This window comes from Mesorhizobium sp. M1B.F.Ca.ET.045.04.1.1 (assembly GCF_003952465.1).
GTDB lineage: Bacteria > Pseudomonadota > Alphaproteobacteria > Rhizobiales > Rhizobiaceae > Mesorhizobium > Mesorhizobium shonense.
Map to the genome: position 1 here is coordinate 2,754,711 of NZ_CP034448.1, position 26,545 is coordinate 2,781,255.

A 26,545-nucleotide genomic window follows, 5' to 3' on the forward strand; every position below is an offset into this window, starting at 1 on the left:
ATGCTGATCGACAGCCGCAGCGCGCAGGACATCAACCTCATACGCGTTGTCGGCACGGCTGCAAACGACCGGCTGACGGTCGACTTCGCAGAGGAATTTTTGCAGGGGATCGCAATCGACTTCGAAGGCGGCGACGGCGACGATGTGCTGGCGCTGTCGGGCGGTACTTTCTCCGACGTCACCGTTAGGATGACCGGCGACGGCGCTGGCGCGGTCACGGTCAACGGCACAACCGGGCCGCATATTATCGGCTTCACCGGCGTGGGCACGGTTTCGGATGGCAGCACGGCAGGCAACCGCATCTTCCAGGACGCCACGGGGCAGGGCCAGACGCTGAGGATCGGCGATAACGGTAGCGTGGGCGACGGCATATCGACCATCGACGCGATCGGCGCCGGCGGCGCGCTCACCTATAATTTCCTGCATCCGGACGTGACGCTTACGGTAGATGCCGGCGCGGGCGACGATACTTTCGTCCATGATGGCTTCGAAACGGCGCTCGTCGGCAAGATCCTGCTGAGTGGCGGCGCGGGCAGTGACGCGGTGACCGGCCCGCCCGCGAACGCCACCTGGAGCATAACCGGACAGAATTCGGGTAGTGTTTCAGGGGTGTCCTTCGTTGAGGTCGAGAACCTTCGGGGTTCGGCCGACAACGAGGACACCTTTTTCGTTTCCGCAGGCGGCGTCATGAGCGGTGTCATGGACGGCGGCGCCGGCGGCTTCGACAGCATGGTTCTGGAAGGCAATTCCGGCACAATCGTCTACAAGGCCGACGACGCGCATTCCGGCACCATCACGCGCGACGGCGCGGTGCTGACCTATGCAGGCCTCGAGCCGGTCAGCCTCGGCAACGCTGCAAATGTGACCATCGACCTCAGTGCCGCTTCCGACAATGCAGTCGTGACGATGAGCGGGTCGACCGTAACGGTCGCGTCGCAAAGCATTCCGACGTTCGAGCAGACCTCGTTCGAACTACCAACCAATTCCGTCACGATCAAACTCGGCAACGACCAGGGTCTCTTCCCGCTTCTCAATGAATATTTGGGCGAGGACGTATTCGCTGGCGCCAACTTGGGGAACCTCATCGCCGCCTTCGTTGAGGGTGATGCGATCACCTTCCAGGGCACCATCAATTTTGGCTCGGCGAGCCTGACGGTCGATGGTGAGGATGGGCTCGACAACATCCTCGTGACCGGCGCCCTGACGGCCGGAGCGATTCACTTCAAGGCCGAGGAGATCAATGTCAACGCGGGCGCGTCGGTCTCCGGCACGTCCGTCAACTTTGAGGCCGTCGGCGAAGGCAACGGCCTGATTCCGACGGAACTCACCAAGGGTCTCTATCTGGCGGCGCCGCACGCCACCATCAACGTCACGGGCAGTGTGACCGCTACTGCGGGCGACGTCGTGATGAGCGCAACTGCTACCTCGTCGCTCACCCCCAGCCAGGGTCAGATCGGAAGCATCGGCGGCGCTATCGTGGTCGGTCTGCCCAAGGCCACGATCACCTTGGGCGACGGCTCATCCAGCCCCCATATCTCGGCCACGGGCAAGGTCGATCTCGACACCGCTGTGAACGTTACCGTCACGGCTGCCGACGAGGCGGATTCGAGCGACACCGAAGCCAAATTGGACGCCGCGATCGCGGTTACTACGCTGATTTCCAAGTCCGAAGTCGGGATTTTTGGCGCCAGCACGATCGACGCAGCCGGTGCGGTCAGCATCGATGCCGCATCGACGTTCGAGATCGAGAACGTCGCGGACGGAACGGCGGGCGGCGCAGGCGCTACCGTGGCCGCGACGGTGGTCGTTGCCGCCACCGGCGTGAAATTCAGCGACTCCGCGTCGATCGGCGCCACCACTGCGCCGACGTCCGTCGCGTTCGCCGCGACGACCACCAGCACCATCACAACCTCGGCGATCTCGACCAAGGGCGGTGGCGATGAGAATGGCGGCGCAAACCAGTCCGAACAGCAGCTCGACAGCAACAATGCGAAAACCGCCGAGGGCTCCATCAAATTTGCAGGCGCTGTGGCAGTAACCGTCTACAGGCCGGTCACGCAGATCTCCAGCAATACTTCAGGCTCCATAACAAGTTCTGGCGACATCACGCTGTCTGCGACGACTACCGATACCATCACGTCCAGCGCCGACGGGTCCAACACCGGCGAAGCCCAGGACCCGCCGCCCTCCGGCGGCACTGGCGTAGGCGTCGCCGTTGCAATCGGCGTCATCGCGCCCAAGACGCTCGTTTCCCTGGGCGGCACAGGCAGTTACACAGCCCCGAACGTGGCGCTGACGTCGGCGCTCGATGCCGACAGTACCTACAGGACCGAGGTCACGTCCGGCGTCGGCGACGGCGGCAAGACCGGCTTCGCCGGCTCGCTCGCCCTCAGTGTCGTCACCTCCACCACCACCGCGCTGGTCGAGAGCGACGCGAACGTCAATCTGAACGGCGCAAACCTGACGGTGTCGGCGGAGTCCGCTACCGCCACCGAGGCCTCCGCCAAGGCCACCGTCGACGGCAGCGGTAACTCGACGGGCATCGGCGCTTCGGTGGCGATCAGCGTCGGCGACAACGATACGGTCGCCCGTATTTCCGGTGCGGTTTCCGGCGCCGCCGACATCACCGTTTCGGCGAAAGGTGTTCATGACGTTCTTGCCACCGCCGAAGGCGGCGCGACGGGCGGCACGGCTGTCACTCCGGTTGTCGCGACCGCGGTCGCGCTCAACGACACGAGTGCCGACATCCTAGCTGGATCGACGCTGACGATCACGGGCGATCTGACGGTCATCGCCGAGCACGAGAACGGAGCGGCCTCTACCGCCAACGGCGCCGCCAAAGGCACCAAGGCCGCGGTTGGCGCGAGCCTGGCGTTGACGATCGCGCAGGACAGTTTGCTCGCGGGCTTGGCGCGCAGCGTCACGGCAGGCGGAGCGGTGCTCATCGCCGCGACCAGCCGGGCGGCCAGCCGCGCCGATTCCAAGGCGAGCGCTACGGGCGCCAAGCAGGAAGGCGACAACGGAAGCACCACCACCCAGAGCCAGACAGACACCCAGGTCGCGGGCGCCAACAACGCCAGCGGTGCGGGCGCCACTTCTCCCGGCACCAGCACCTCGGCCGGCCCGCTCAGCGTGGCCGCCGCCATCGGCATCAACATCGCGCAGGATACGGCCTCGCGCGCGGTCATCGGCGGCGTCGCAGGATCGCCTATCACCGTGGCCGCACAAGGTGGCGTCACCGTAAGGAGCCTTGCCAATCACGATGCCGCGGCAACCGCCGACGGCAAGTCGGTGACCACCTCGAACGCCACCGCCATCGGCGCGGCTGTCGCGGTCAACGCCTCCGACAGCCAGAACCAGGCCCTGATCGAGCATGCTGCCGTGACCGGCGACGGCGTCACCGTCGAGGCAGGGATGGCCGAACGCGAGATCGAGGCGACCTCGACCATCGATCTCGATGCCGACACGATCTTCGTCGGCGAGCAGGCCGGCCTCGAGACAGGCGAGAAGGTTGTCTATTCCAACGGTGGCGGCAGCGACATCGGCGGACTGACAAGCGGTACGGACTATTACGTTATCAAGGGCGAGAAGGGCCTGATTCAATTGGCGGCGTCGGCAGATGACGCCGATAACGGTGTTGCTGTCGACCTGACCGGGCTCGGCTCCGGTGACGCGCACAAGCTCCAGCGCACCGAGACGGCCGAAGATGACGACATCACCTTCGATCCCGACGCGGCGCGGTTCGTGTCGCCGGGCGTGGTGACTGGTGACGAGGTGGTTTATTCCAATGGCGGCGGCGGCAACACCGACATCGGCGGACTGACCGACGGCACCACCTATTTCGCCATCGTCGACGGCAGCGGAAACATCCAGCTCGCCGAAGATCGGGCCAAGGCATTGAAGAGCGAGGCGATCAAGATCACCTCGTCTGGCACCGGCGACGGTCACAAGCTGACCGAAACCAGCCATTCGGCCGACGCGACCGCCAAATCGGGCGCCAGCAAGGGCAAGATCGGCGTGGCGGGTTCGGTCGCGATCAACGTCGTCGAAGGTGAAACCAGCGCGATTTTCGGCGACGGTGCGGCGATCACGGCGCAGGACGGCAACGACGCCGATCCGGACATCGGCGCTTCGGCAGTCAAAGCCGGGACGACGGCCTACACGCTCACGCGGGCGCTGCCCTCCACAGCGGCGACGGGCGCAACCACGGGCGTCGGCCTTTCCTTTGCCGTCGGCTATGCCGGCTACGACACGCTGGCCGAAATCAACGGCTCTGCCACGGTGACGGCCAATGACCTGGCGGTCGCCGCCGACGCCAGTCACGGTGTGATCACGCTGGCGACCGCCGGCGCAGGCGCCGGCCAAGGTGGCACTTCGGTTGGCGGCGCCGTCGCGCTCGGGGTCTCCGACAACCACACCGATGCGCGCATACTGGCGGGCCTCGGTGCAATCGAGATTGAAGGCGACCTCGCGGTCACGGCAGATAACGTCGTCAGCCAGGCGACCGAGGCAAATGCCGAAGTCACCGGTTCGGGCGGTACAGGGGTCGGCGCGGCGATCGCGCTCGGCTGGACCGAAGACGACGTTGGCGCGCGGCTCGAACGCAGCGTCTCGACTGGCGCGGCAGTGGCCGACGATGTGAAGGTCGAAGCCAAGGGCACGATCACGTCGACGGTGCTGGCGACGGGCAGCGCCGAAGGCGAGAAGAGTGCCAACAGCGGCGGCCAGACCGCGCAGAACCAGACCGGCTCGCAGACCAGTTTCCTGAATGCCAGGACGAATTCCAGCCTGACCGAACCGACCCCGCAGACCCAAGTGGCGAGCGCCAACCAGACGTCGCAGAACCAGACGACGAATCCCGGCGGGCAGGGTAACGCCAACGCCAATCAGGCGGGCACGCAGACGTCTGGCGGCGTGCTGAGAATCGCAGCGTCGATCGGCGGCACGGTGATCGTATCGAAGGTCGCGGCGGAGATCGCCGACGACGTGGATATCGATGCGACCGGCGACCTGTCGGTCAAGGCGATCAGCGACGCCGACGCGCAGGCCGAAGCGGTGAGCATCGCCTTCACCAAAGGCTCGTCCTCGTCCAACAATGTGAGCGCCGCGGTAGCGTTCAACGTCGCGCTGATGGACACGATAGCGCGGCTCGGCGATGGCACCACGACAGCAGGGTCGGTAACCGTCGAGGCTGGCACCAGCGCCGGCGAGGTGAATGCGTTCAAGGCGTTGGCTCTCTCGGGAGCCGGCTCGCAGCAGAGCAGCACCGGCGGGGCCACCCAGGGCGGTTCCGGTGGCGGCGGGCAAGGAACCGGCGGCGACAAATCGAGCCTCGGCATCGCCGGGGCGGTCGCCTTCAGCGTCCTTGGTTCACCGGCGACTGACGATCCGAATACGGTGAGCGCCAGCATCGCGGATGGTGCAACCGTCACGGCGCTCAACGGCGATGTCACGGTCACGGCGCGCCAGGACATCGGCATGCAGAACATCGCCGGCGGCGGTGCCCTGAGGATCTCCGGTGGTGGAGGCGGAGGCGGCGGTTCCGACACGACGGTTGGCGCAGCGGTCACCATCGGCGTCCTCGATGTCGAGACGCTGGCCACGATCGGCAGTGATGCCACGGTCACGGTGGACACCGGCAATGTCGACGTGAGCGCCGTGACCACGTTCAAGCCACTTGAGATCGTCTCGCCCTTCGTCAAGGCAGTGGATACAGGCGTCGACGTCACCAATCTGGCGATAGGCGCGGCTATCGGCTCGGGCGGCGACACCGGCGCCGGCTCGGCCGTCATCAACGTTCTGGATGTGACCACCCGGGCCGGCATAGGCTCCGGAGCGACGGTCACCGCGTCGGCAGGTGACGTCTCGGTGACGGCATCGAGCGACGTGAACGTCATCGACTTCGCGGGCAGCATCGCCGTCACCATCGGCTCCGGGCAAAAGAGCGGCAGCGGCGTCGGCATTGGTCTTGACGTCACCGTACTTAACGAAACGACCGAAGCGCTGATCGCGACGCGCAACGGCGCGGCGAGCACGGTCACCGCAGGCGGCAACGTCATCGTCGACGCTGCCTCGTCTGAGGACTTTTTCCAGCTCACCGTCAATGCTGGGGCAGGCAACAGCACCTCGGGCGCCGGCGGGCTCAATGTGCTCGTCAACGATACCACTACGCGGGCCCTGGTCGGGCGGGACCCGACGGATGCTGCTTCGACTACCGGCACAGCAGCGATCGATGCCGACGGTTCGGTCGTCGTCGTGGCAGACAGCAAGACGCAGATCGAGAGCTATGCAGGCACGCTCGGCCTCTCGCTGAGCGGCTCGGCGGTCGGCGTTTCCATCGGCATCGTGGTCGATCTCGACCAGACCACCGCGACGATAGGAGAGGGGTCCACGATCACCGCGTTCGGCAGCAAGGATGCCTCGGTGAACGACGGAATCTTCGACGGCGACGGCAACCAGGGCTCGGAATCCGTCCGCGGCCTTGCCGTAACCGCGACCAGCTACGACGACGTGTTCCTGCTGGCAATCGCGGCGTCGGGCTCGCTGGGTAGCGACAACAGCGGCCAGAGCGGCGGCTCCGGCGGCAGCGGCAGCTCCGGCGGCGGCACCAAGGTGGGCATCGCGGCATCGGTGGGCGTCGCGGTCCTGAAGGGTGAGACCAAGGCCACCATCGGCAATGGCGTCGCGGTCAATTTGGACAACACCGGGGCCGATGCGGCGCAGGGAATCCTGCTGCGCGGCACAGGCGAGACCAACCTGACCAACGTCACGGGCGGCCTGGCGATTACCGTCCAGGGCGGTGACGCCGGCGTCACCGGCTCGGTCACGGTCAACGAGGTGGACAATTTCGTCTGGGCGAGCGCGCTCGGCGGCAACACGCTGAACGCGGCCGGGGGCGGAGTCCGCCTGGATTCCCACGCCAAGGTCGACATCGACGCGGTGACGATCGCGGTCGCCGGCGTCGTCAGCACCAGTTCGTCCAGTTCCGGAAAAAACAGTTCCGTCAATTTCTCCGGGGCGGGCGCCGTGACTGTGAACATGGTCGAGACGGAGGCGCTGGCCGATATCGGAGCCGGCAGCAGCGTCTCGACAACCGGCGACCTGACGCTTGACGCGAGCGACGATTCGGCGATCACGGCGGATTCCGGCGGCGTCGCCATAACGGTCTCGACCAACAACGGAACGACGGCAGGCTCCGTCGGCGCATCGGTCGCGGTCAATGACATCACCCAGACAATTTCGGCGGCGGCGACGGACACGTCCATCTCGGCCGCCAACGTGTCGGCCACAGCCGACAACAGCGCCGTCATCGACGCGCTGACGATCGCCGGTTCGGCATCCGTCTCGACCGGCGGCAATGCGCTCGGCGGCGCTGGCTCCGGCTCCGGCAACTTTGTCGTTTCCACGACCACGGCCGGCGTGCTGAATCCGTCCGGAAGCAGGAATTTGACCGCGACGGGCGACATTAACATCGAAGCTACGGATTCCAGCGAGATCGACGCGGATGCGGGCTCGGGGGCTCTGTCGGTCTCTACCAACGGCGGCAATATGGGCGCCGTCGCCATAGGTGCTGCCGCAGCCGACAACGAGATCACCAAGACGACGACGGCGGCGCTGCAGAACGTCAATGCAAGCGGTGCGAATGTCGATGTGACGGCCGGCTCCACCGGCACCATCAGCGCCTTCACACTGGGCATTTCCGGGTCGCTGAACACCAGCAACGGTCCCCTGTCGCTGGCCGGCGCTGGCTCCGGTTCCGGCAACTACATCACGTCGACGACCACGGCGAGCATCGATCCGAGCGTCATAACCGCTACCGGCGATGTGACGGTTTCCGCAACCGACAGCGCCGACATCACGGCGACGGCTGGCGCGGTCGGCATCAGCTTGAACGTCGGCAGCGGCACGGGAGCGAAGGTCGGCGTGGGTCTCGGCCTGGCGATCGCCATCAACGACATCACCAGCAGCGCGCTCGCTTTGGTGGAGAACAGCTCGGTGTTCGCCGAAGGGGCGATTTCGGTCACGGCCGGCAACACCGGCAATATCGATGCGACGGCCTTCGGCGTGTCGCTGACGGTTTCCAACTCTTCCTCCGCCGCTGCCGTTGGGATCAGCGCGAACATCGCAGTCACCGCGAACGATCTGACGTTGACGAGCAGGGCGGCGATCACCGATGACGCCGGCGGCAATCCCCACAGCGTCTCGGCCGGTGCGGGCCTGCTGGTCAGCGCTACGGATTCAGGCATCATCAACGCCGATGCGACATCGGTCGGCCTGAGCGTCGCGGCCGGCGGCAGCAGTGGCGTGTCTGTGGCCGGCACGGTCAGCGCGTCGATTGCCCAGAATACCATCACCTCGACGACGGAAGCCATCATCGACAACGTCGATACGACGGTTACCGGCGACGTCGATGTGCTGGCCTCGTCGTCGAAGTCTATCGACGCCGTCGTCACGGCAGCTTCGGTGGGCGTGTCGGTCGGCTCCGGCAGCGCGAGCGTTTCGCTGACCGGCGCAGGCGCCGGGGTCTCGAACGTCACCAGCAATTCCGTGCTTGCAATCATCCGCGCGGCGGATGTCGACGCTTCGGGCGACGTTACCCTCAACGCCGCCGACCAGACCGATATCAGCGCCACCATCGTATCAGTCGCCGCATCGGTCGGCGTGAGCGGCGGCAGCGGCGCGTCGGCGACGCTGACCGTGTCGGCTATCGACGCCACGAACTCGATCACCAATACTACCCGCGCCGTTGTCGAGGGGGGATCGAACATAACCGCCGGTGGCAATTTCACCGCGGACGCTTCCTCGACCGGTTCCATCGCCGCCACGGCCGTGGCGGCATCGATCGGCGTTGGCGTCGGCGGCGGCAACGTCAGCCTTTCCGGCGCCGGAGCGGGCGCCGGGGCCGACAACACCATCTCGAATACGATCGAGGCGGGTGTCATCGGCGGCTCGTCGGTCGACGCGGACGGCAATGCCGCAATCTTCGCCACCGACTCGGCGACGGTGAACGCCAACGTGGCCACGGCCGCGATCTCGGCATCCATCGGCGGCAGTTCGGCTACCATTTCGCTGACGGCGGCCGTTTCGGTCGCCACCAACACGGTGAACGATGTCGTGGCCGCGCATGTGGTCGATTCGAATCTCTCGGCGGGCGGCAGCGCCACGATCGAGGCCGATTCGTCCAAGTCGATCACTGCCGTTCAGGTGGCCGTCGCGGTCTCGATCTCCATCGGATCCGGCAGCGCGACGCTGGCCGGCGCGTTCGGCGTGGCGCAAGTGTCCAACGCCATCGGCGGTTCGACCAAGGCTGGCATCTTCGACACCGACGCCGACAGCCAGGCGGTCACCGTCGGTGGGCCGCTGACCATCGGCGCATCGAGCAGCAGCACGATAGGCGCCACGCTGGTGGTTGTGGCGGCTTCGGTCGCTGTGGGATCCGGCGCAGCGACATTGTCGCTGTCGGTCGCCGTTTCGTTGGCTCAGAACAGCATTTCGAGCACGGTGCTTGCAGGCATCCAGAACTCCGACGTCGACTCGGACGGCGCGGTGAGTGTCACTGCGACCAACGATAACGAAATCGACGCGGTCGCCGTCGCGGTCTCCATTTCCGTTTCGGCTTCCGGCGGCACGGTCAGCGTGTCGGCGGCAGGTTCCGGGTCCAGCGCGACCAACGCGATAACCGGCCAGACACAGGCGGTAATCGAGAGCGGCAGCACGGTGGATGCGGTCGACGCCATCAGCGTCGAGGCCCTCGACACCTCGAGCATCTTCTCTTCGGTCACCGCGGCGGCCGTCTCGGTGTCGGCTTCAGGCAATGTGTCGGTCAGCTTCGCGATCGCCATCAGTCTGGCGGAGAATTCCATCGCCGGGGCCACCTCGGCGTTGATTTCGGCATCGTCCGTCGATAGCGCCTCGGGCGCGGTCACCGTCGACGCCGACACGATCAACACCATCACGGCGACTGGCGTCGCCGCCGCCGTCAGCGTGTCGGCCGGCGGCTCCTTCGCTATCGGCGGCGTCGGTGTCGCGGCCAGCGTCGACAATAGGACGACCAACACGGTTTCCGCCCGCATTGCGGCCAACAGCACAGTCGAGGCCGGGACCTCGGTTTCGGTCACGGCGAGCGACACTTCGACGATCCTCGCGACCTCCGCCTCGGTCGGCGTCTCGGTTTCGGCCAGCGGCACGGCTTCCATCGACATAGCCGCCTCGGTCGCTCTTGCCGATAACGCCATCGGCGGCGACGTCATTGCCTCGATCGAGGGATCCTCAGTCGACGCCCTTGACGGTCTCGTCACGGTCTCGGCTTTGGCCGACAACACAATCACGGCAACCGCCGCGGCGGTCAGCGTCTCGGTTTCGGCCAGCGGTACATTCTCGTTCGGCGGCGCCGGCACCGGCGCCTGGGCCAGAAATGTGACCACCAATTCGGTCGAGGCGTCGATCCTCGGCAGCGATGTCGATGCGACTGGCAAGGTGCTCGTGTCGGCATCGGACATATCGGGCATCTTTGCGACGCTCGTGTCTGCCTCGGTTTCCGTGACCGCCAGCGGCACCGCCGCGGTCGGTCTTTCGATTGCGATCACGCTGGCGGAGAATTCCATCGGCGGCTCGGTGCTTGCGACCATCGGCGATTCCACCGTCGACAGCACCGGCGGCATGATCACCGTCGACGCAGACACCGCCATGCAGATCGTCTCGACCTCGGTGTCCGCCGCGATAACGGCCGGTGGCAGCGGCGCCGTGTCTGTCGGCGGCGCGGGCGCAGGCGCGCATGCCAAGAACACGACGTCGAATTCCGTCGAGGCCAGCATCACCGACGGCAGCGTCGTGACTGCTCACGGCGACGTGACGCTTGCCGCTGACGACAATTCCTCGATCACGGCCACGCTTGTGTCCGCCTCAATAGGGGCGACCGGCAGCGGCGCCGCCGCTGTCAACGTCGCCATTTCGGTGACGCTGGCGGAGAACCAGATCGGCGGCACGACACTGGCCACGATCGACGGTTCCACGGTCACGGCGACCAACGGTCTGGTGAGCATTGACGCGCAGTCGACCAAGCAGATCACCGCCACTGCGGTTTCGGTCGCAATATCGGCGGGCGGCGCCGGCGGCGTCAGCGTCGGCGTCTCCGGCACCGGCGCCTGGGCAAGGAACGTCATCCTCTCGACCAGCGGCGTCGAGGCCAGCATTGTCAACGGCAGCACGGTCATGGCGAACGGCGATGTCACGCTGTTTGCGGACGACAATTCGAAGATCACGGCGACGCTGGTTTCAGCGTCGATCAGCGCTGGCGGCGCCGGCGCGGTGAGCGCCCAGATCGGCGTCGCTGTCACGCTCGCGGAGAATTCGGTCGGCGGCACGACAACGGCCACGATCGATGGCTCGACGGTCGAAAGCCAGACCGGCAATGTCAGCCTCGAGGCCGAGGCCGACATGACGATACTGTCGACCGGCGTCTCGGCCGCTCTTTCGGCCGGCGGCAGCGGAGCGGTAGCCATCGGCGGAGCCGGAACAGGTGCCGTTGCGTCCAACACCATGACCAACAATGTCGAGGCGAGCATCGTCAACGGCAGCCATGTCCAGGCAGCGGACGACGTTACGCTGCTTGCCGAAAACCTGTCCGACATCACCGCGACCCTCGTCGCGGCCTCGATCAGCGCCAATGGCAGCGGCGGCGTCTCAGCCAACATCTCGATCGCCGTCACCGAAGCAACGAACTCGATCGCAGGCCAGACGCTGGCCGGCATATCCGGCTCCACGGTCGATGCCGGAACCGGCGCCGGCGATATCGTCAGCCTTACAGCCACCGGCGCCAACACCATCACCTCGACGGGCGTGTCCGCTTCGATCTCGGCCGGCGGCGCCGGCGGGGCGTCGATTCAGGGCGCCGGCACCGGTGTCGTGGCCACCAACACCCTGACCAACACCATTGAAGCCTCCATCACGGACGGATCGACGGTCAATTCGGGCGGCACGGTTTCGCTGTCGGCAACCGACATGTCGTCCATCACCGCGAAGCTGGTGGCCGCGTCGGTAGCTGCCGGCGGTGCTGCGGGCGGGTCCTTCAATGTTTCGGTCGCGGTGTCCGAAGCCCAGGTGAATTTCGGCACCACGACCCGCGCGGCAATCATCGGGTCGGACGTGACGTCGACACTGGGCGGAGTTTCGCTGACGGCGCTGTCGACAGGGTCTGTTACTGCGTTCGGCGTCGGCGTCGGCGTCGCCGCGGGTGGCGCCGGCGGCGTCTCGGTCAACGGCACGGCGGCCGGGTCGCTCGCCACGGTCAACACCACCAACCTGACCGAAGCAGTGATCTCCGGCGATTCGTCGGTCATCGCGGACGGAGGCTCTGTCAGCCTCATTGCCACCGACGAAACCGCGATCGATGTCGACGTGCTCGGCGTCTCGGTTTCGGCCGGCGGTGCCGGCGGCGCTTCGCTCGCCGTTTCCATCGGCTTCGCCGACGCGGTGACCACGGTCGCCGGTACGGTGCGCGCCATGATCGACGACAGCCTGGTCGACGCCTCGGCTGACGTTCTCGTCACGGCACTGGCCGACAGCCTGATCGAGACCGATGCGAAAGGCATCGCCATCAGCGTCACGGCCGCGTGGGGTGTGTCCGTCGGCCTTGCCGGCACGGGCGCCAGTGCGGTCAACATCATCAATCAGGTGGCGGAAGCCATCATCACCAATGCTGATCTTGCCGAGGGCCAGTCGATCACGGCCGGCGGCAAGATCGAGGTATCCGCGACGGATAGCATCTTCGCCGACGCTGACGCGCTGGCGGTCTCGGTTTCGGTTTCGGCTGCCTTCGCGGGAGCTGTATCGGTGACGGTCGCTGCCGCCATCGCCTCAAACGACCTCGCCGGCACGACGCGTGCGCGCATCGGCAACAGCCGGGTCGACGCCAATGGCGGCAGGGTCAATGTCAAGGCCCAGTCGGAATCCGTCGTCCAGGCGACGCCAGATGCCTATGCGCTGTCGGCGGCTGTGGCGCTGGGCAGCGTTGCCGGCGCCGGCGCCGGCGCCAGTGCGACGAATACCGTCACCCGCAACATCGAGAGCTCGATCGATACATCGTCGGTCGTGAGGGCCTCGACCACCGTCCTGGTCGAGGCGCACGACACTTCGGATGCCATCGCGACGGTCGATTCGGTCGCCGTGGCGGCCGGCGCCGTCGGCGCAGCGATCGGCGTCGGGCTGGCGACGAACACCATGACCGCCGCTACCAAGGCGCATATCTCCAACAGCACCGTGACAGCCGAGAATGGCTCGATTACCATCGATGCCGATGCCACGCAGGACGTCAACGCGGACGCCAGCGTCGTCGCGATAACGGCGGCGATCGGCCTTGCCGGAGCGGGTGGCTGGGCCAAGACCGACCTCGATTCGACAGTGGAAGCCTATGCGAGCGGTTCCAACCTGACGGCGCTCGGCGCCGGCAGCAACCTGTTCATCGACGCCGACAGCAACCACACCGCACGCGCCAAGACCTTCGGCCTTGGCGCTGCGCTGGGCTTCGCCGTGTCGGCCATGAAGAGCGAAGCTTCTGTGGGTGGTGCCACGCGCGCCTTCGCCGATGGCGCCACCACGGTATCAGTCGATTCCAAGGCCGAAATCACCGCGGACAGCGTCGCCTCGGCGCTGCCCGACACCTTCTCTCTGTCGATTGGCCTGATGTCAGGCTCGGTCGCGCTTATCGACGCCAATGTCGACCGGATCACCGAGGCCTATGTCGGCGCGCGCGCCGGGACCGTCCCAGGCGCATTGACCAACTTTGCGCTGGGGACCGACGGCCTCATCATCAAGGCGACGTCGAACTACACGGCGAACGCGGCGCCGGTCGGCCTGTCCTTCGGGCTGCTGGGTGCTGCCGCCGTCACGATCTCCAACGGCGACATCACCGGCGCGACGCTCGCCTATGTCGGCGAGAAGACGACCGTGACCGCAGGCGAGCTCGACATCACCGCCGACAGCACGGAAACGGCGAATGCCAACAATGTCAGCGCGGCGATCGGCGCCGCCTTCGCGGTGAATGTCACCACCTCGACGGCGACCATCGACAGCGACACCGAAGCCTTCACCGGCACGCGCGCCGCCGAGACGCCGACGGCGGGCGCGAAGACGACGATTACGCTCACCGACGCCGGCAATGGCGACGGAACGGCGGTCATCCACGCCAACGGTTCGCGCACGACGACGGCGAGCGCCAAGGGCGGCTCCGGTTCGTTCGGCATCACGGTCAATGTATTCACGCCAACGGCCGATACGTCTGGGTCGGTGCGTGCCTATGCGGGCGAAGGCACGGTACTCACGGCGGACGATTTGACGGTCACCGCCGACGCGCCGGTGATGAAGGCCCAGTCAGAGGTGTTCTCCATCGGCATTGCCGGCTTTGCAACTGTCTCGGTCCTGACGTCGGTCGCCAAGGTGACTGGTGCGGTCGAAGCCTTCATCGGCGCACAGGCCAGCAGCGTGTCAACGCCGGCGGCAAGCCCGCAGATAACGATCTCCGGCGCTGAAGCCGCCGACGGCGACGTGATCGTCGATGCCGATACATTCATGAATGCAATCGCCGAGGTGTTCGGCGGGGGCGCTTCGCTCGGCCTCACCGTTGGCGTGAGCCTGCCTGAAGCCCATGTCGACGGTGCGACGCGCGCCTATGTGCGCGATGGTGTCGACCTCACGTCTGATACGCTCGCGGTGGAAGCCGGCAACCCCGGCGATCGCGTGAAATACGAAGCCAAGGCGACGACGTTCTCGCTCGGGTTCGGAGTGCTCGGCAGCGTCGGCGTCATCGATGCGGAAGCCAAGATCAACGGCGTCGTGGAGGCATTTGTCGGCGCACCGGTCGGCCTGACCGTACCGGCAGGTCTCAACGGCGTCATCGACGTCGACCAGCCTATCGACATCCAAGCCTATTCCGACATGGATGCGATTGCCACGGTCGACAGCGGTGACGTTTCCCTCGGCATATCGGTTTCGACTGTTTCGACGCTGGCGGATGTCGGCGGCATGACGCGAGCTTATGTGGGGCAGGGCGCCGACATTTTCGCCACCGGCCTCGATATCGATGCCGACGGCGACTATGACGCGTCCGCCAAGGCGTTGATCGTCAACGTCTCGCTCGCCGGCGGCGGCGCCCGCCACGATTCGCATGCGATCGTCAGCGGCACGGTCGACGCCCATGTCGGCCAGGGCGCGGGCGAGACGGCCAGCGCCAATCTTGGCGTCGTCAATTTGCAGGGCGGTGCGCTAAACATCGACGCGATCGGCCACATGCTGGCCAAGCCCGAAGCCGACGGCATCGGTGTTGCCGGTGGTGTGAGCATTGCCTCCTACGAATTGCTGGGTCAGGTTAAGGGCGCGGTGCGCGCCTATATCGGCGAGGGCGTGGACGTCGACGCCGGCAGCATCGCCATACTTGCGGACGCGCCAGAGATGAAAGCCGAGGCGCTCTCGACGACAACCAACATCGCCGGTCTCGTCGGCGTCGCCATCGTCACGGCCACCGCTGAAGTCAGCGGTATTGTCGAGGCCTATATCGGCGCCCAGGCGGATGATGTCGCCGCTGATGTCACCACCGACATCAACGTCGGCGGTGGGACGATCACCGTGGTGGCCGACAGCTTCATGCACGCCGTGGCGAATGCCGATGGCGGCGGCTTTGCCGGGCTAGCATCGGTCAATTCTTTCCTGCCCACCGCAACGGTGTCCGGCAGGACCAGCGCCTACGTGCGCGACGGCGTCAATCTGCTGGCGAACACGCTCGACGTGAGCGCCGGCAAGCTGGGCGGCGACAGGGTCGTGAACAAGGCCGAGGCGACAACCTTCAGCGTCGGCATCTCGTTCCTTGGCACTGCGCAGAATCTGGAAGCGGTCGCCCAGACCAGCGGCATCATCGAGGCCTATATCGGCGCACCCGATGGCGTGAGCGCCGGCGGCGACCCGGACGCCGTGGTCAAGGTGACCGGCGGGGCTGATGCACTCGACATCTCGGCGCTCGGCGACATCGACGCGATCGCCCGCACCGAGGGCGGCGGCGGAGCTTTGGCCGTCTCAATCGCCCTCTACAAGCCGACGGCCATTGCCGGTGGCAAGACACGGGCCTTTGCGGGCGACGGCGCGGATCTGCGCGTAACGGACCTGAACCTCACGGCTGACGGCGACGCGCTTGCCGACGCCAAGCTCTTCAATGTTTCGGTCGCTGGTGGCGCATCGGTTGCCGGCCTGTCGCCGACCGCGAAGACAACCAATGATGTCGAGGCCTATGTCGGCCGCAACGACGATGCCTCCGAAACATCTATTATAGACATCGACATCCTGAGCCTGGACGGCTTGGGTCGCGGCATCGTTGACGCGGTTGCGACCGGTAGAACGGAGGCGCGTGCCGTCACTGAAGGCTTCAGCATTGCTGGACTGGTCGGCGTGTCGATCACCACGGCGGTCTCCGACATGCAGGGCAAGACCCGCGCCTATGTCGGCAAATACACCGACCTGACGGCGGGAACCGTCAATCTCACGGCGACAGAGGCAACCGCCGCGGCTAATTCGACTGTCACCGCCACCAGCTTCGGCGGGCTCGCCGATGTCAACGACCTCGAAGCCCGTGCGACCGCCAGCCGGATTACCGAAACCTTCGTCGGCCACGATTCAATTGTCGATCTCGGCAACGCGAGCCTGACTGGCATCGCGACAACCGCGACCGGAGCGTCGATGGCAAACGCTCTCATCAATGCGGCTTCGGGATCGTTGGGCGTTTCAGTCAGCGACATCACGGCAATCGCGACGATTGGAGACGGCAGCGGACAATCGTCGCGCACCCGCGCCTACATTGGTGAAAACGGCGACGTGACTGCCGGCGCGGTGACGTTGACCGCGACCTCCGACACCACAGTCAACGCCGATGTGACGAGTTTCCAGATCGGCGGCCTTGCCGCCGTCACCTCGACCAAGATCACCGCGAAGGCGGCGCACGACACCGAGGTCTTCGTGGCCGACAATACGGACATGACGCTGAGCGGGGCGCTCACCATGACCGCGACCGGCACCTCCACCTCTGCTCCGCAGTCCAAGGGCCTCGGCATTGCCGGCGGTATCGCCTTCTCGTCGGCGACCGTGGTGACCGAACTCGACGCCGACACGCGCGCCTGGATCGGCGAGGACGGCGAACTGTCGGCAACCAGCATCAGACTCCTGGCCGACGGCAACCACACTGCCGATGCAGCGGCGCTCGGCACCGGCATTGCCGGCCTCGCCTCGGTCACCGCGCTGGATGTGACCTCCAAGGATACCGGCAGCGCAGAGATCCGGATCGGCGCGGAAGCGAGCGATGGCTCGCAAGGCACGACGATCATCACCACCACTTCGGGCGGGATCGATCTCGATGCGGACCTCACGTCGAATGTCAGCTCGACGGCCAAGGCCACGACGATTTCCGTCGGCGCTTCGATTGGCGATGTCGTTACCCGCGCGACCAACCAGTCGCAGGTCATCGGCCGGATCGGCGGCAATGTCGATGTGACGTCGGCGGCTGGCTTCGACATGCAGGCCAAGCTGGTCGGCAATTCCATCAGCGCGGCGACCTCATTGACCGCCGGCGCGGTTGCGATCTCCAATTCCAACACCTTCTCGGACTTCGATGCCTCGCTGGATTTCACCAGCGGCCAGGGTGGCTCGATTCATGCTGAAAACAGCGTCAATATCGTCGGCCTTCTCAACCATGACGGCGTCAATTTCCTGCGCGTCTCGGGAGCCACGCCACGTGGCGCAGTCGCATCTGCCAACAACGTCACGGGTGGCCTGGCGGCCGTGGACAAGACACAGGTCAACGCCGATGCCAGCTCGACCCTTAACCTGGACATCGACGAAGACCTGTCGCTGACCTCCGCGTCCGGCGATATCAACATCGCGGGTCGTCATGGCAACGAGGCCTTCGGCGGCGGATCCACGGCCAGCGGCGGACTTGTCCGCGTGTCCAAGATTGACGCGAACGTGACGGCCGGCGGTTCGACCACGGTGAAGTTCCGCGGCGATGTGGATGACGGTACAAACAGTGCCGCCAATAACATCAATGTCGACGCCGTGGCGCTCGCCACGGCCACCGCGACCATGTCGTCGGACGGCGGCGGTCTCGGCAATTTCTCATCCGGCAGCGCGGATTCGACGACCGTGCATACGATGAACCTGACTTTTGCCGGCGTAGGCAGCATCATGCGCGTTGGCGGCAACGTCAAAGGCACGGCCAACCTTGTTACGGACGCCGATTCGGCGGGCCGCGTCAGCGGTGGCGGGTTCATCAGCGACAGCTCGGTGACGACAAGCGCTTCGGCGACCGGCACGGTGAACTTCGTGATCGGCGATTCCGAACGCGTCGAAGCGCAGGGCAACATCGAGATGATCGCCCAGCATGGCGCCAATGGCGGCGACGTGTCGGACGGCACTGTCACGGGGTCCAGCGACGGCGGCAATTTCATCGACTTCGGCAAACCACACAAGCTGAATGACAGCGCCACGATCACCTGGACGGGCGCCACCACAGGCGGTCTTGTCCAGAACAAGGAATACACCGTCATCGTGCGCGACGGGAATACCGTGCAACTTGGCGCCAGGTTCGGCTCAAGCGCCGTCAACGCGGCGTACGACACGATTACAATCCCCAACCATACTTTCGTGGATGGTGACCAGCTGATCTATAACTCGAACGCAGGCGACGTGATCGACGGCCTGTCGAACGGCACCACGTACCAGGTCAAGGTAATCGACGAAAACACGATCAAGCTGCAGACGCTCGGCTTCGTAGAGGTGGCGGATACCTTCACGCGCGGTATGATCGACGACGCGAACGACAAGATTCTCGACGCGAGCACGCCCTTCAACAACGGCGATGTGGTGACGTATCGCCCGGCGAAGCCGCGCACGTTCATCTCGGCATTCGTGGACGCCAATGTCACGCTCGACAATCCGGCGACCGAGGCCAACGAGTTCTCCGTGAGCCAGGACAACTCCAATGTCGGTCGCATCTATCTGCCCAACCACGGATTCTCGAACGGCCAGGCGGTGATCTACACCGGCTCAGGAATAGCCGGGCTGGTCAGTGGCCAGACCTATTATGTCATCAATGGCGGCAGCTATACCGGTGCCGTCGGCGTCGCATATAATTTCGATGCAAACTTCATTCGGCTGGCTGACAATCCTGGCGATACAGTCGGGTTCATCAATAACAACGGCACTCCTGGCAACCCCAATGACGACTTCTACGTCGCGCCGGTCGTCAAAAATCTGGCCTTCTCCAACAGCTTTACCGGGCATTCGCTCATCGGCGTGGGCGAGCAGACCCTCAGCAACCTCAATCCGGGTCAAGCCTATTACGTGGTTCAGAAGGATGCCGCCGGATACAAGTTGTCGACCAGCTTCAACGGCACGCCGGTCGCGCTGAATCTCAACGGCAATAGCAGCACCGGCACGCATAGGTTGGTCAAGGAAGGCGTCGATCTGCAGGACACCGGGCCTGCCTCTGGCCAGACTCTGGTCTACAACATCACCAGCAATTCGATTTCCGGCCTGTTCGACGGGGTCGGCGGTGCAGCCGGCTTCAACGTGCCATCGTCGGCCGATGGCGTGGTCACCGGTTCGGCAGGCGGCTCGTCCGGCGGCGCCTGGAACAACAAGGACTCGAATACTTCATCCTCTCAGACGGTTTCGACGAACCTGACGGTAAACGCCGGCGCCATGCTGAAGGGTGTCAACGTCCTGCTTCAGACCGACAGCCGGATGGGTTCGGTTGCGGTGGCTGACGGCGGCGGTGGCGGCGGCATCTCGCTCGAAGGGGCGCAGGCCACGGCAACCGGCGTCAACAAGAGCGAAATCGTTGTCGGCTCCGACGCCAGTATCGAGGCGCTTAACGACCTCACGGTCAGGGGCATCACCAAGTCCTATGTCTCGTCGGAGGCGCAGTCGTCCAGCGGCGGTCTCGGTGCGGCGAGTGACGGAACCGCGACGTCAACATTGAGCTTCGGCGTCAAGCAGCAGATCAATGGCGACCTGACGGCCGACCATGCACTGGTCGTCGACAACAAGGTCGACAACAACTCGACTGCGAAAGCCGAAGCCTATGGCGGCGGCCTCGGGGCCAGCACCAATGTGAGTGCGACCGCACGAGTGCAGGCCGCGGTCGGCTACAAGGGGGCCGAAATCATCCTGCAGGGCAACGCCGATCTTGTCGGCGCGGCCGTGACGGTGAATTCGGAGATCGTGCGCAACCGGGCCAACGCAAACACCAACACGACTGCCGGCGGCGCCGGCGGCTCCGCGGTCGCCAACTCGACGGCGACGATCAGCGGCAGCAACGAAGTCGTCCTCGAGCACAGCTCATTCGTGCTCGCCGACAATTCCATCCTTATCCAGTCGCTCTATTCCGGCACGGACAACCGCGCGACGGCGAAGTCGAGACTCTATGCGATCGGCGGCTCGACCACGGCAAACGCGACCGATGAGGTGACTAACAACGCCAAGATCGAAGGCTTCTGGGAGGCCGTGCTCAAGGCGACCACTGTCGACGTCAACGCGCTCGACTACAATTTCAGCAACACGCGCAGCCGCAGTCCAGGCGGCTTCTATATTGGCCCGGCCCACAGCGGCGGAAGCGAGTCAACCGACCGGAATCGCGACATCTTCTGGGAGGCGCATGTCATCCTGCTCGGCGAGCCCAATCCCGAACTGGAGATCGACAAGGACGGCGTCATCACCAAACTCGCCAACATCAATTTCCTGGGCGTCAATGCCGGCAAGACGATCGGCGACACGCTGGTTGCGGCGAACGCCACCAATCCGCAGGTCATCATCGATGACATCGTCTATGACTCGGCAGGCAAGCTGACCTTCTATGCGAACGCTATCTCCGGCGACAACGGCCGCATCTGGGGCAATCACGGGCTGGTCGACAGCCAACGCACCTGGGATTCGGTCAAGATCACGAATTCATCGAAATTCGACCTGGTGATCAACCATATCGACACGCTTGACGGGTCGTCGGTCGTCGACATCAAGGTCGACACGATCTACGGAGATACGGGCAACAATCCAGCTGACAACAACATTTCGCTGCATCCGGACGATCCGACAAAGCGGGCCGACGGGGTGACCCCGGCCACGCCGACGTTCGAATTCGACGTGAACCTGCGCCATCCTCAGACCGACGTGAGGATTGTCAACCTCGCGGCGGCCGGTGTGCCGAGTAGCGATATCCTGCTTTACCGCGGCATCGAGAACACGCTGGGCTTCACCAAGATCGAGAACCAGCGAGGCAACATCTTTGTCGACGAGCTCAATCTTGTGGAAGAGCAGCCGGCGCTCGCCGGACTGTACCTGAATTCGCACCCGGCCAGCGGGCACCCTTACGATGAAGGTCTGATCCGCACCAACACGCTCGACGTCGACGCGTCCGGTCATATTGGCGACCAGAACGCCGCCGGAACGCAGCCGCGCAAGGCGCTGATGGTCGAGCTCGTCCGCATAACCCATGCGGTCGACAAGGGCGAGACGCCCACCTTGAGGCAGGTGCATCTCACTGCCGATGCCGGCGGCGATGCGGTTCTCGACATCACGCTGCACGATCGCTCCGCCGACCCGGCGCTGTCCTCGCTCGCCGTCACCATCGACCGCATCACGGCGGGTGACGATGTCGACGTGGTCGTCAACGACTCCAGGGCCGGCGACAATCTGTCGAACATCGACGGCGTGCATGTCAGCACCTATTATCCGCTGGTCAGCCTCGTCACGACCCAGGCGCGCACTGGTGAATATTTCGACCATTTCAGCCCGGACGTCACCGGCATATCGCTCTACAACTTCGTGCGTCGCAGCCTGGGCACCGACTATGAAGAGGTCGATTCCACCTACAGTTTCGCGGAAGTCCGGTCCGGCGACGACATCGACATCGGTCATGTCACGACCACGTCCCTCTATAGCGGAGACGAGCCGCGCACCTACCGGACGACGTCGATCGCGGGTACGCCCTATGGTGCCGACGTCGTCGTCGACTCGCCCGATACCATCATCAACTTCGTCGTCAACACCGACGTCGACTGGCCGGGCGGAAGCTCCGAGGACGGCATCGAGCAGATCTTCCTGACGACCAATGGCGACATCACCGCCAGTGAGCTGGTCGGTCCGATGCTTGTCGGCCATATCCATTCGACAGGCGGCGATGTCACGCTGAGATCCCGTGAGCAGATTCTCGACGCCGACAGCCAGCCGACGGTCGACGTGACCGGCGTCAACATCACCCTGTATTCCGGCGTTGTCACGGTCGGCGGGCCAGCGATTTCCGGCGGCATCGGTCTTGCGACCGACTTCCTGGAAATCAATGTCGACCGCAACAACGGCAACGGCGTCCTCAACGCCTTCGACAACAATGCAGCGATCCCCGTGCATGGCGGCATTTATCTCGACGAGCTGTTCGGCCCGATGGAGGTCGATACTGTCTGGTCGATCGACAATGTCGGCCTGCGCACCGTTGACGGTTCGATCCGCGATGCACGCAACAACGGCCTCGGCGATGACTTCGTCAACGTGCTCGGTCAGGCTGTCGATCTCGACGCCAACGGCGTCGGAGCGAGCATCGGCTCTTCCGGCAACGACCTCGAGATCGACAGTTCGCGCGGTTCGTCCGTGCTGAGCCTCGACCAGAATGGCGACGATGTCGCCATGGAGGCGGACGCCAACATCTATGTGACGGAAACCGACGGGTACCTGCGACTTCTGCTTGCTCACACCTATACCGGCGATATCCGGATCACGGTGCGCGAATCGGCCAACGCCACTTCGACGGGCGAGGATCTGCAACTCGTCAAAGGCGGCAGCGCCCAGTTCGCCGAAAGCAATTCCAGGCTCCCCGGCCTGCATGTGGACGCCCTGCGTCCGCTGCCGCACGGCCTCATCCTTGCCGAAACCGGATCGGTGATGCTGCGCGTCGGCGACGACGTCGAGACGCACCAGAATTCGGCGGTCGTCGCCGGCAACCAGATCGACATCTATGGCGACTATGCCGACGCAGATGTCGGCTATGGCACGCACATCTTGTTGCGCGGCCAGATCATCGCCGGCGCGATCATGGTCGTGGCGGGCAATCGCTCGCCGGGCACGCCTTCCGGTACATCCGCGTCGCGGCCGATCGGCACCTGGCGGCCGGACGACAACACGGCCGGCGTCACGAATGCCGACAGGCTGACGCGCATCTTCGGCAACGCCGACAGCGATTTCTTCCAGTTCGGCGACACCGCGGGCGCCGGCGGCGCTACCGCCTGGGGCAGCGCGGGCTACATCTTCATCGGATCGAAGACGAGAGTCTATGGCAGCAGCGATGCTGCGACCGGCAGCTATGCGACGCCTAACGCCCGCAACGACGGCGAGGACACCTTCAAGGTCTACTTCCTCCAGGATGCAGCCGCGCAGACCTCGCCGGCGATCACGCCGGCGGGTGTCACCTTCACCACCGACCAATATACGACCGGCGCTCCGCTTGCCGCCTACACCTACCAGATGAACGTGCTCGCCGAGCACACGCTGACCCTCGACGGTCAGTCGGACACCGACACTTACGAGGTCTATACGCTGGGTTCGCAGGGCAACCAGCGCAACTACATCATCAACGTGCTCGACACGGGCGAGGAAGATGATGGCGTGGACGAACTCTCGATCTTCGGCCAGGACAGCGCCAACAACGGCGCCAATTTCCAGACTGACGATATCTTCCTGCTGCGCGCGGCGGCCTATCTGCCGCACGAGACGGCCGACCGGCCGGGCTATGTGGCCCTGCTGCACGGCACGCTCGGCCCATACCAGGACGTCGTGCAGGGCAACGAGGCCTCGAACGAGGTCCAGCGGATCAACTATGATTCCGGGCTGAACGGCCGGCTCACCGTGGAAGGCCGCGGCGGCAACGACGCCTTCTTCACCGACGACACTACCGTCATCACCACGCTGGATGGCGGCGCGGGCGACGATCAGTTCCAGATCGGCCAGATATTCGGCGCGCAGCGCGACATGGCCGACGGCGGACTGCTGCCGCAGGACGTCTTCCCGAACCTCGTGGCCACGACCCGCGGCTGGCTGTCGGCCGGCTCGTCCTCGCCGGTGATTGCGCAGGGCGGCACAGGCAACGACACCTTCCGGGTCTATTCGAACCAGGCCGAGCTGCGCCTGGAAGGCGACGACGACAACGACCTGTTCATCGTCCGCGCCTTTGCGCTCGCCGCGACGACCGATTTCGACTGGAACGGCGACGGAGCGATCAACAAGGCCGATCTGGATGCCGGCGTGGCGATCCTGAAGGGGCTGAAGAGCGGCTCGCTCACCTTCGCGCAGCTGTCAAACGGCGCGGCCCTGCAGGCCAAGATCGGCAACGTCTTCGATACCAACGGCGACGGCGGCATCAACTATCTCGACCTTTTGATCACCGACGATCCGACCGACGATGTCATCGTGCTCGACAACAAGGGCGTGGCGACGCCACAAATCGGACTCGGATTCTCTGTCGCACAGGCGCCTGACATCCGCGCCGGTGGCGGCCAGGACGAAGTTCGCTACAACATCAACGCGCCGGTCTCGGTCGACGGCGGGGCCGGTTTCGACAAGCTGGTGATCCTCGGCACCGAGTTCGCTGATGACATCGTCATCACGGAGAAGGGCATATTTGGCGCCGGCCTCAACGTGCGCTACTCGACCATCGAGGTCGTCGAGGTCGACGGCCTCGAAGGCGATGACGAGTTCTTCGTGCAGTCGACCGCCTTCGGCGTCGCCTACCGGGTGATCGGCGGGCTAGGCTCCGACACGATCAATGTCACCGGAGACGTCACCGAGGACATCATCACCCGCGAGCTCGAAGGTGTGTCCGGCGCCGTCGATCACCTCGTCACGTCGAACGATGCACTTTACAACGGCCTCGTTGTCGACGGCTTCGACTACAACGTCTCGACCGCCAACGAAGGTCTCGTGGTCATCAACGAGGAAGCCGCCGGCGATGCCAGTTCGGGTCGCACCGTGGTGCGCGAGGAGGACCAGGCTCATCAGTTCGCGGACTTCTACACGGTTCGGCTCTCGCAACAGCTGACGGGCACGCAAGTGGTCTATGTCACGGTCTCCGCGGCGCGCTCGCCGCAGGAGGAGCGTACGATCAACCCGGCGACGGGTCTTCCCTACAACCTCAATCCCGACCCGCTGACCGATGCGCTCGGCGATTCGATCTGGCTTTCGACCGACCCGTTGTCTGGCGCTCACACCAACACATACAACGGCCAGCTCGCGACGGCGGCCGATGACAGCTTCCTGCACATGGTCGTCATCGACGGTCAGGAGATGTGGATTCCCGATCGCGCCGTCGTTCTCAAGTTCGACGCCGGCAACTGGGACCAGGAACAGAAAGTCTACGTCTTCGCGCCCGACGACCAGCGCTCGGAAGGCGACCGTGTGGTCGTGGTCCAGCATTCGGTCATCTCGAACGTAGGCATCTATGACGGAGCCGACGTGCGCAATGTCGAGGTCAATGTCCTCGATAACGACACTCCCGGCGTCTACGTCCGGGAAATCGACGCAGCGGGCAATCTGGACGACCGCACCGTCGTGATCGAAGGCACCAACGCCACGAAGCTGACCGACAAGGTCGAACTGCGCCTGGCCAAGGCCCCCGCCGGAACGGTGGTGGTCGACATCGTGCTCAACGACTTCGCCGACAAGGCGATCAAGTTCTTCAACACGAATGCGGACAGCCGCCTGACGCTGTTCGCCAACCCGACCTATGACGCGGTCAACGATCGTGTGGTGGTGGGGCAGGTGACCTTTGACGCCGGCAACTGGAATGACCCGATCATGCTTGGCGTCGAGGCGCGCGACGACTATGTCCGCGAGGATGTCCAGACCGCCGTGGTCGAATTCGTGCGCAATGACGCTCTGACCACCGACACGGATTACGTGTTCCCCAACCTGCGGTCGGGACTGCAACTCCTCGACGTGGAAGTCCACGACAACGAGACCTCGGGCGCGGTCATTCTCGAGAGCGGCACCGGCACGCAACTGATCAAGGACATTCCGGCCGGCAGCGGCAAGAACGACACCTACCAGATCCGCCTGACCCGCGAGCCGGACGCGACGGTCCGGGTCGCCGTGCTCACGGACGGCCTGGCCGACGTGGTCAAGATCGGCTCCACGGTCATCTCGCCGGAAGACTACGCCGTGATCGGCGGGCTGCAAGCCACGCAGATGTTCACCGGCAACCTGGTGTTCGGCACCCAGGGCGGGTTCCTGACCATCAAGCGCGGGGCGGGCTCCGATCTCGGCAGCTTCATCGACCAGGGCTTCTTCGGCGCTTCCGAGGCCGCCCATCAGGTCTTCAGCGGCAACCTGACCTTCACCACCAGCGGCGGCAAGCTGGCACTTAACGGCGCCGGTCTGGATACGCTCGGCTTTGCTGCGGGGGAGAAGATCCGTGTCAGCGCGCCCTCGGCGAACGGCTTCGACGTCAACAACGACGATTACGTGGTGCAGA

Annotated in this window: 1 protein-coding gene (running past one end of the window); it reads left to right on the plus strand. The window is 65.0% G+C overall.

Features of this window, described 5'->3' with window-relative positions; genetic code table 11:
• Positions 1–26,545, plus strand: partial view of a hypothetical protein gene (locus EJ071_RS13460; RefSeq protein ID WP_245460222.1) — the 5' portion only. 8,195 nt of this gene lie beyond the right edge of the window; only the first 26,545 of its 34,740 coding nucleotides appear in the window; the start codon lies at positions 1–3; the stop codon falls past the right edge of the window.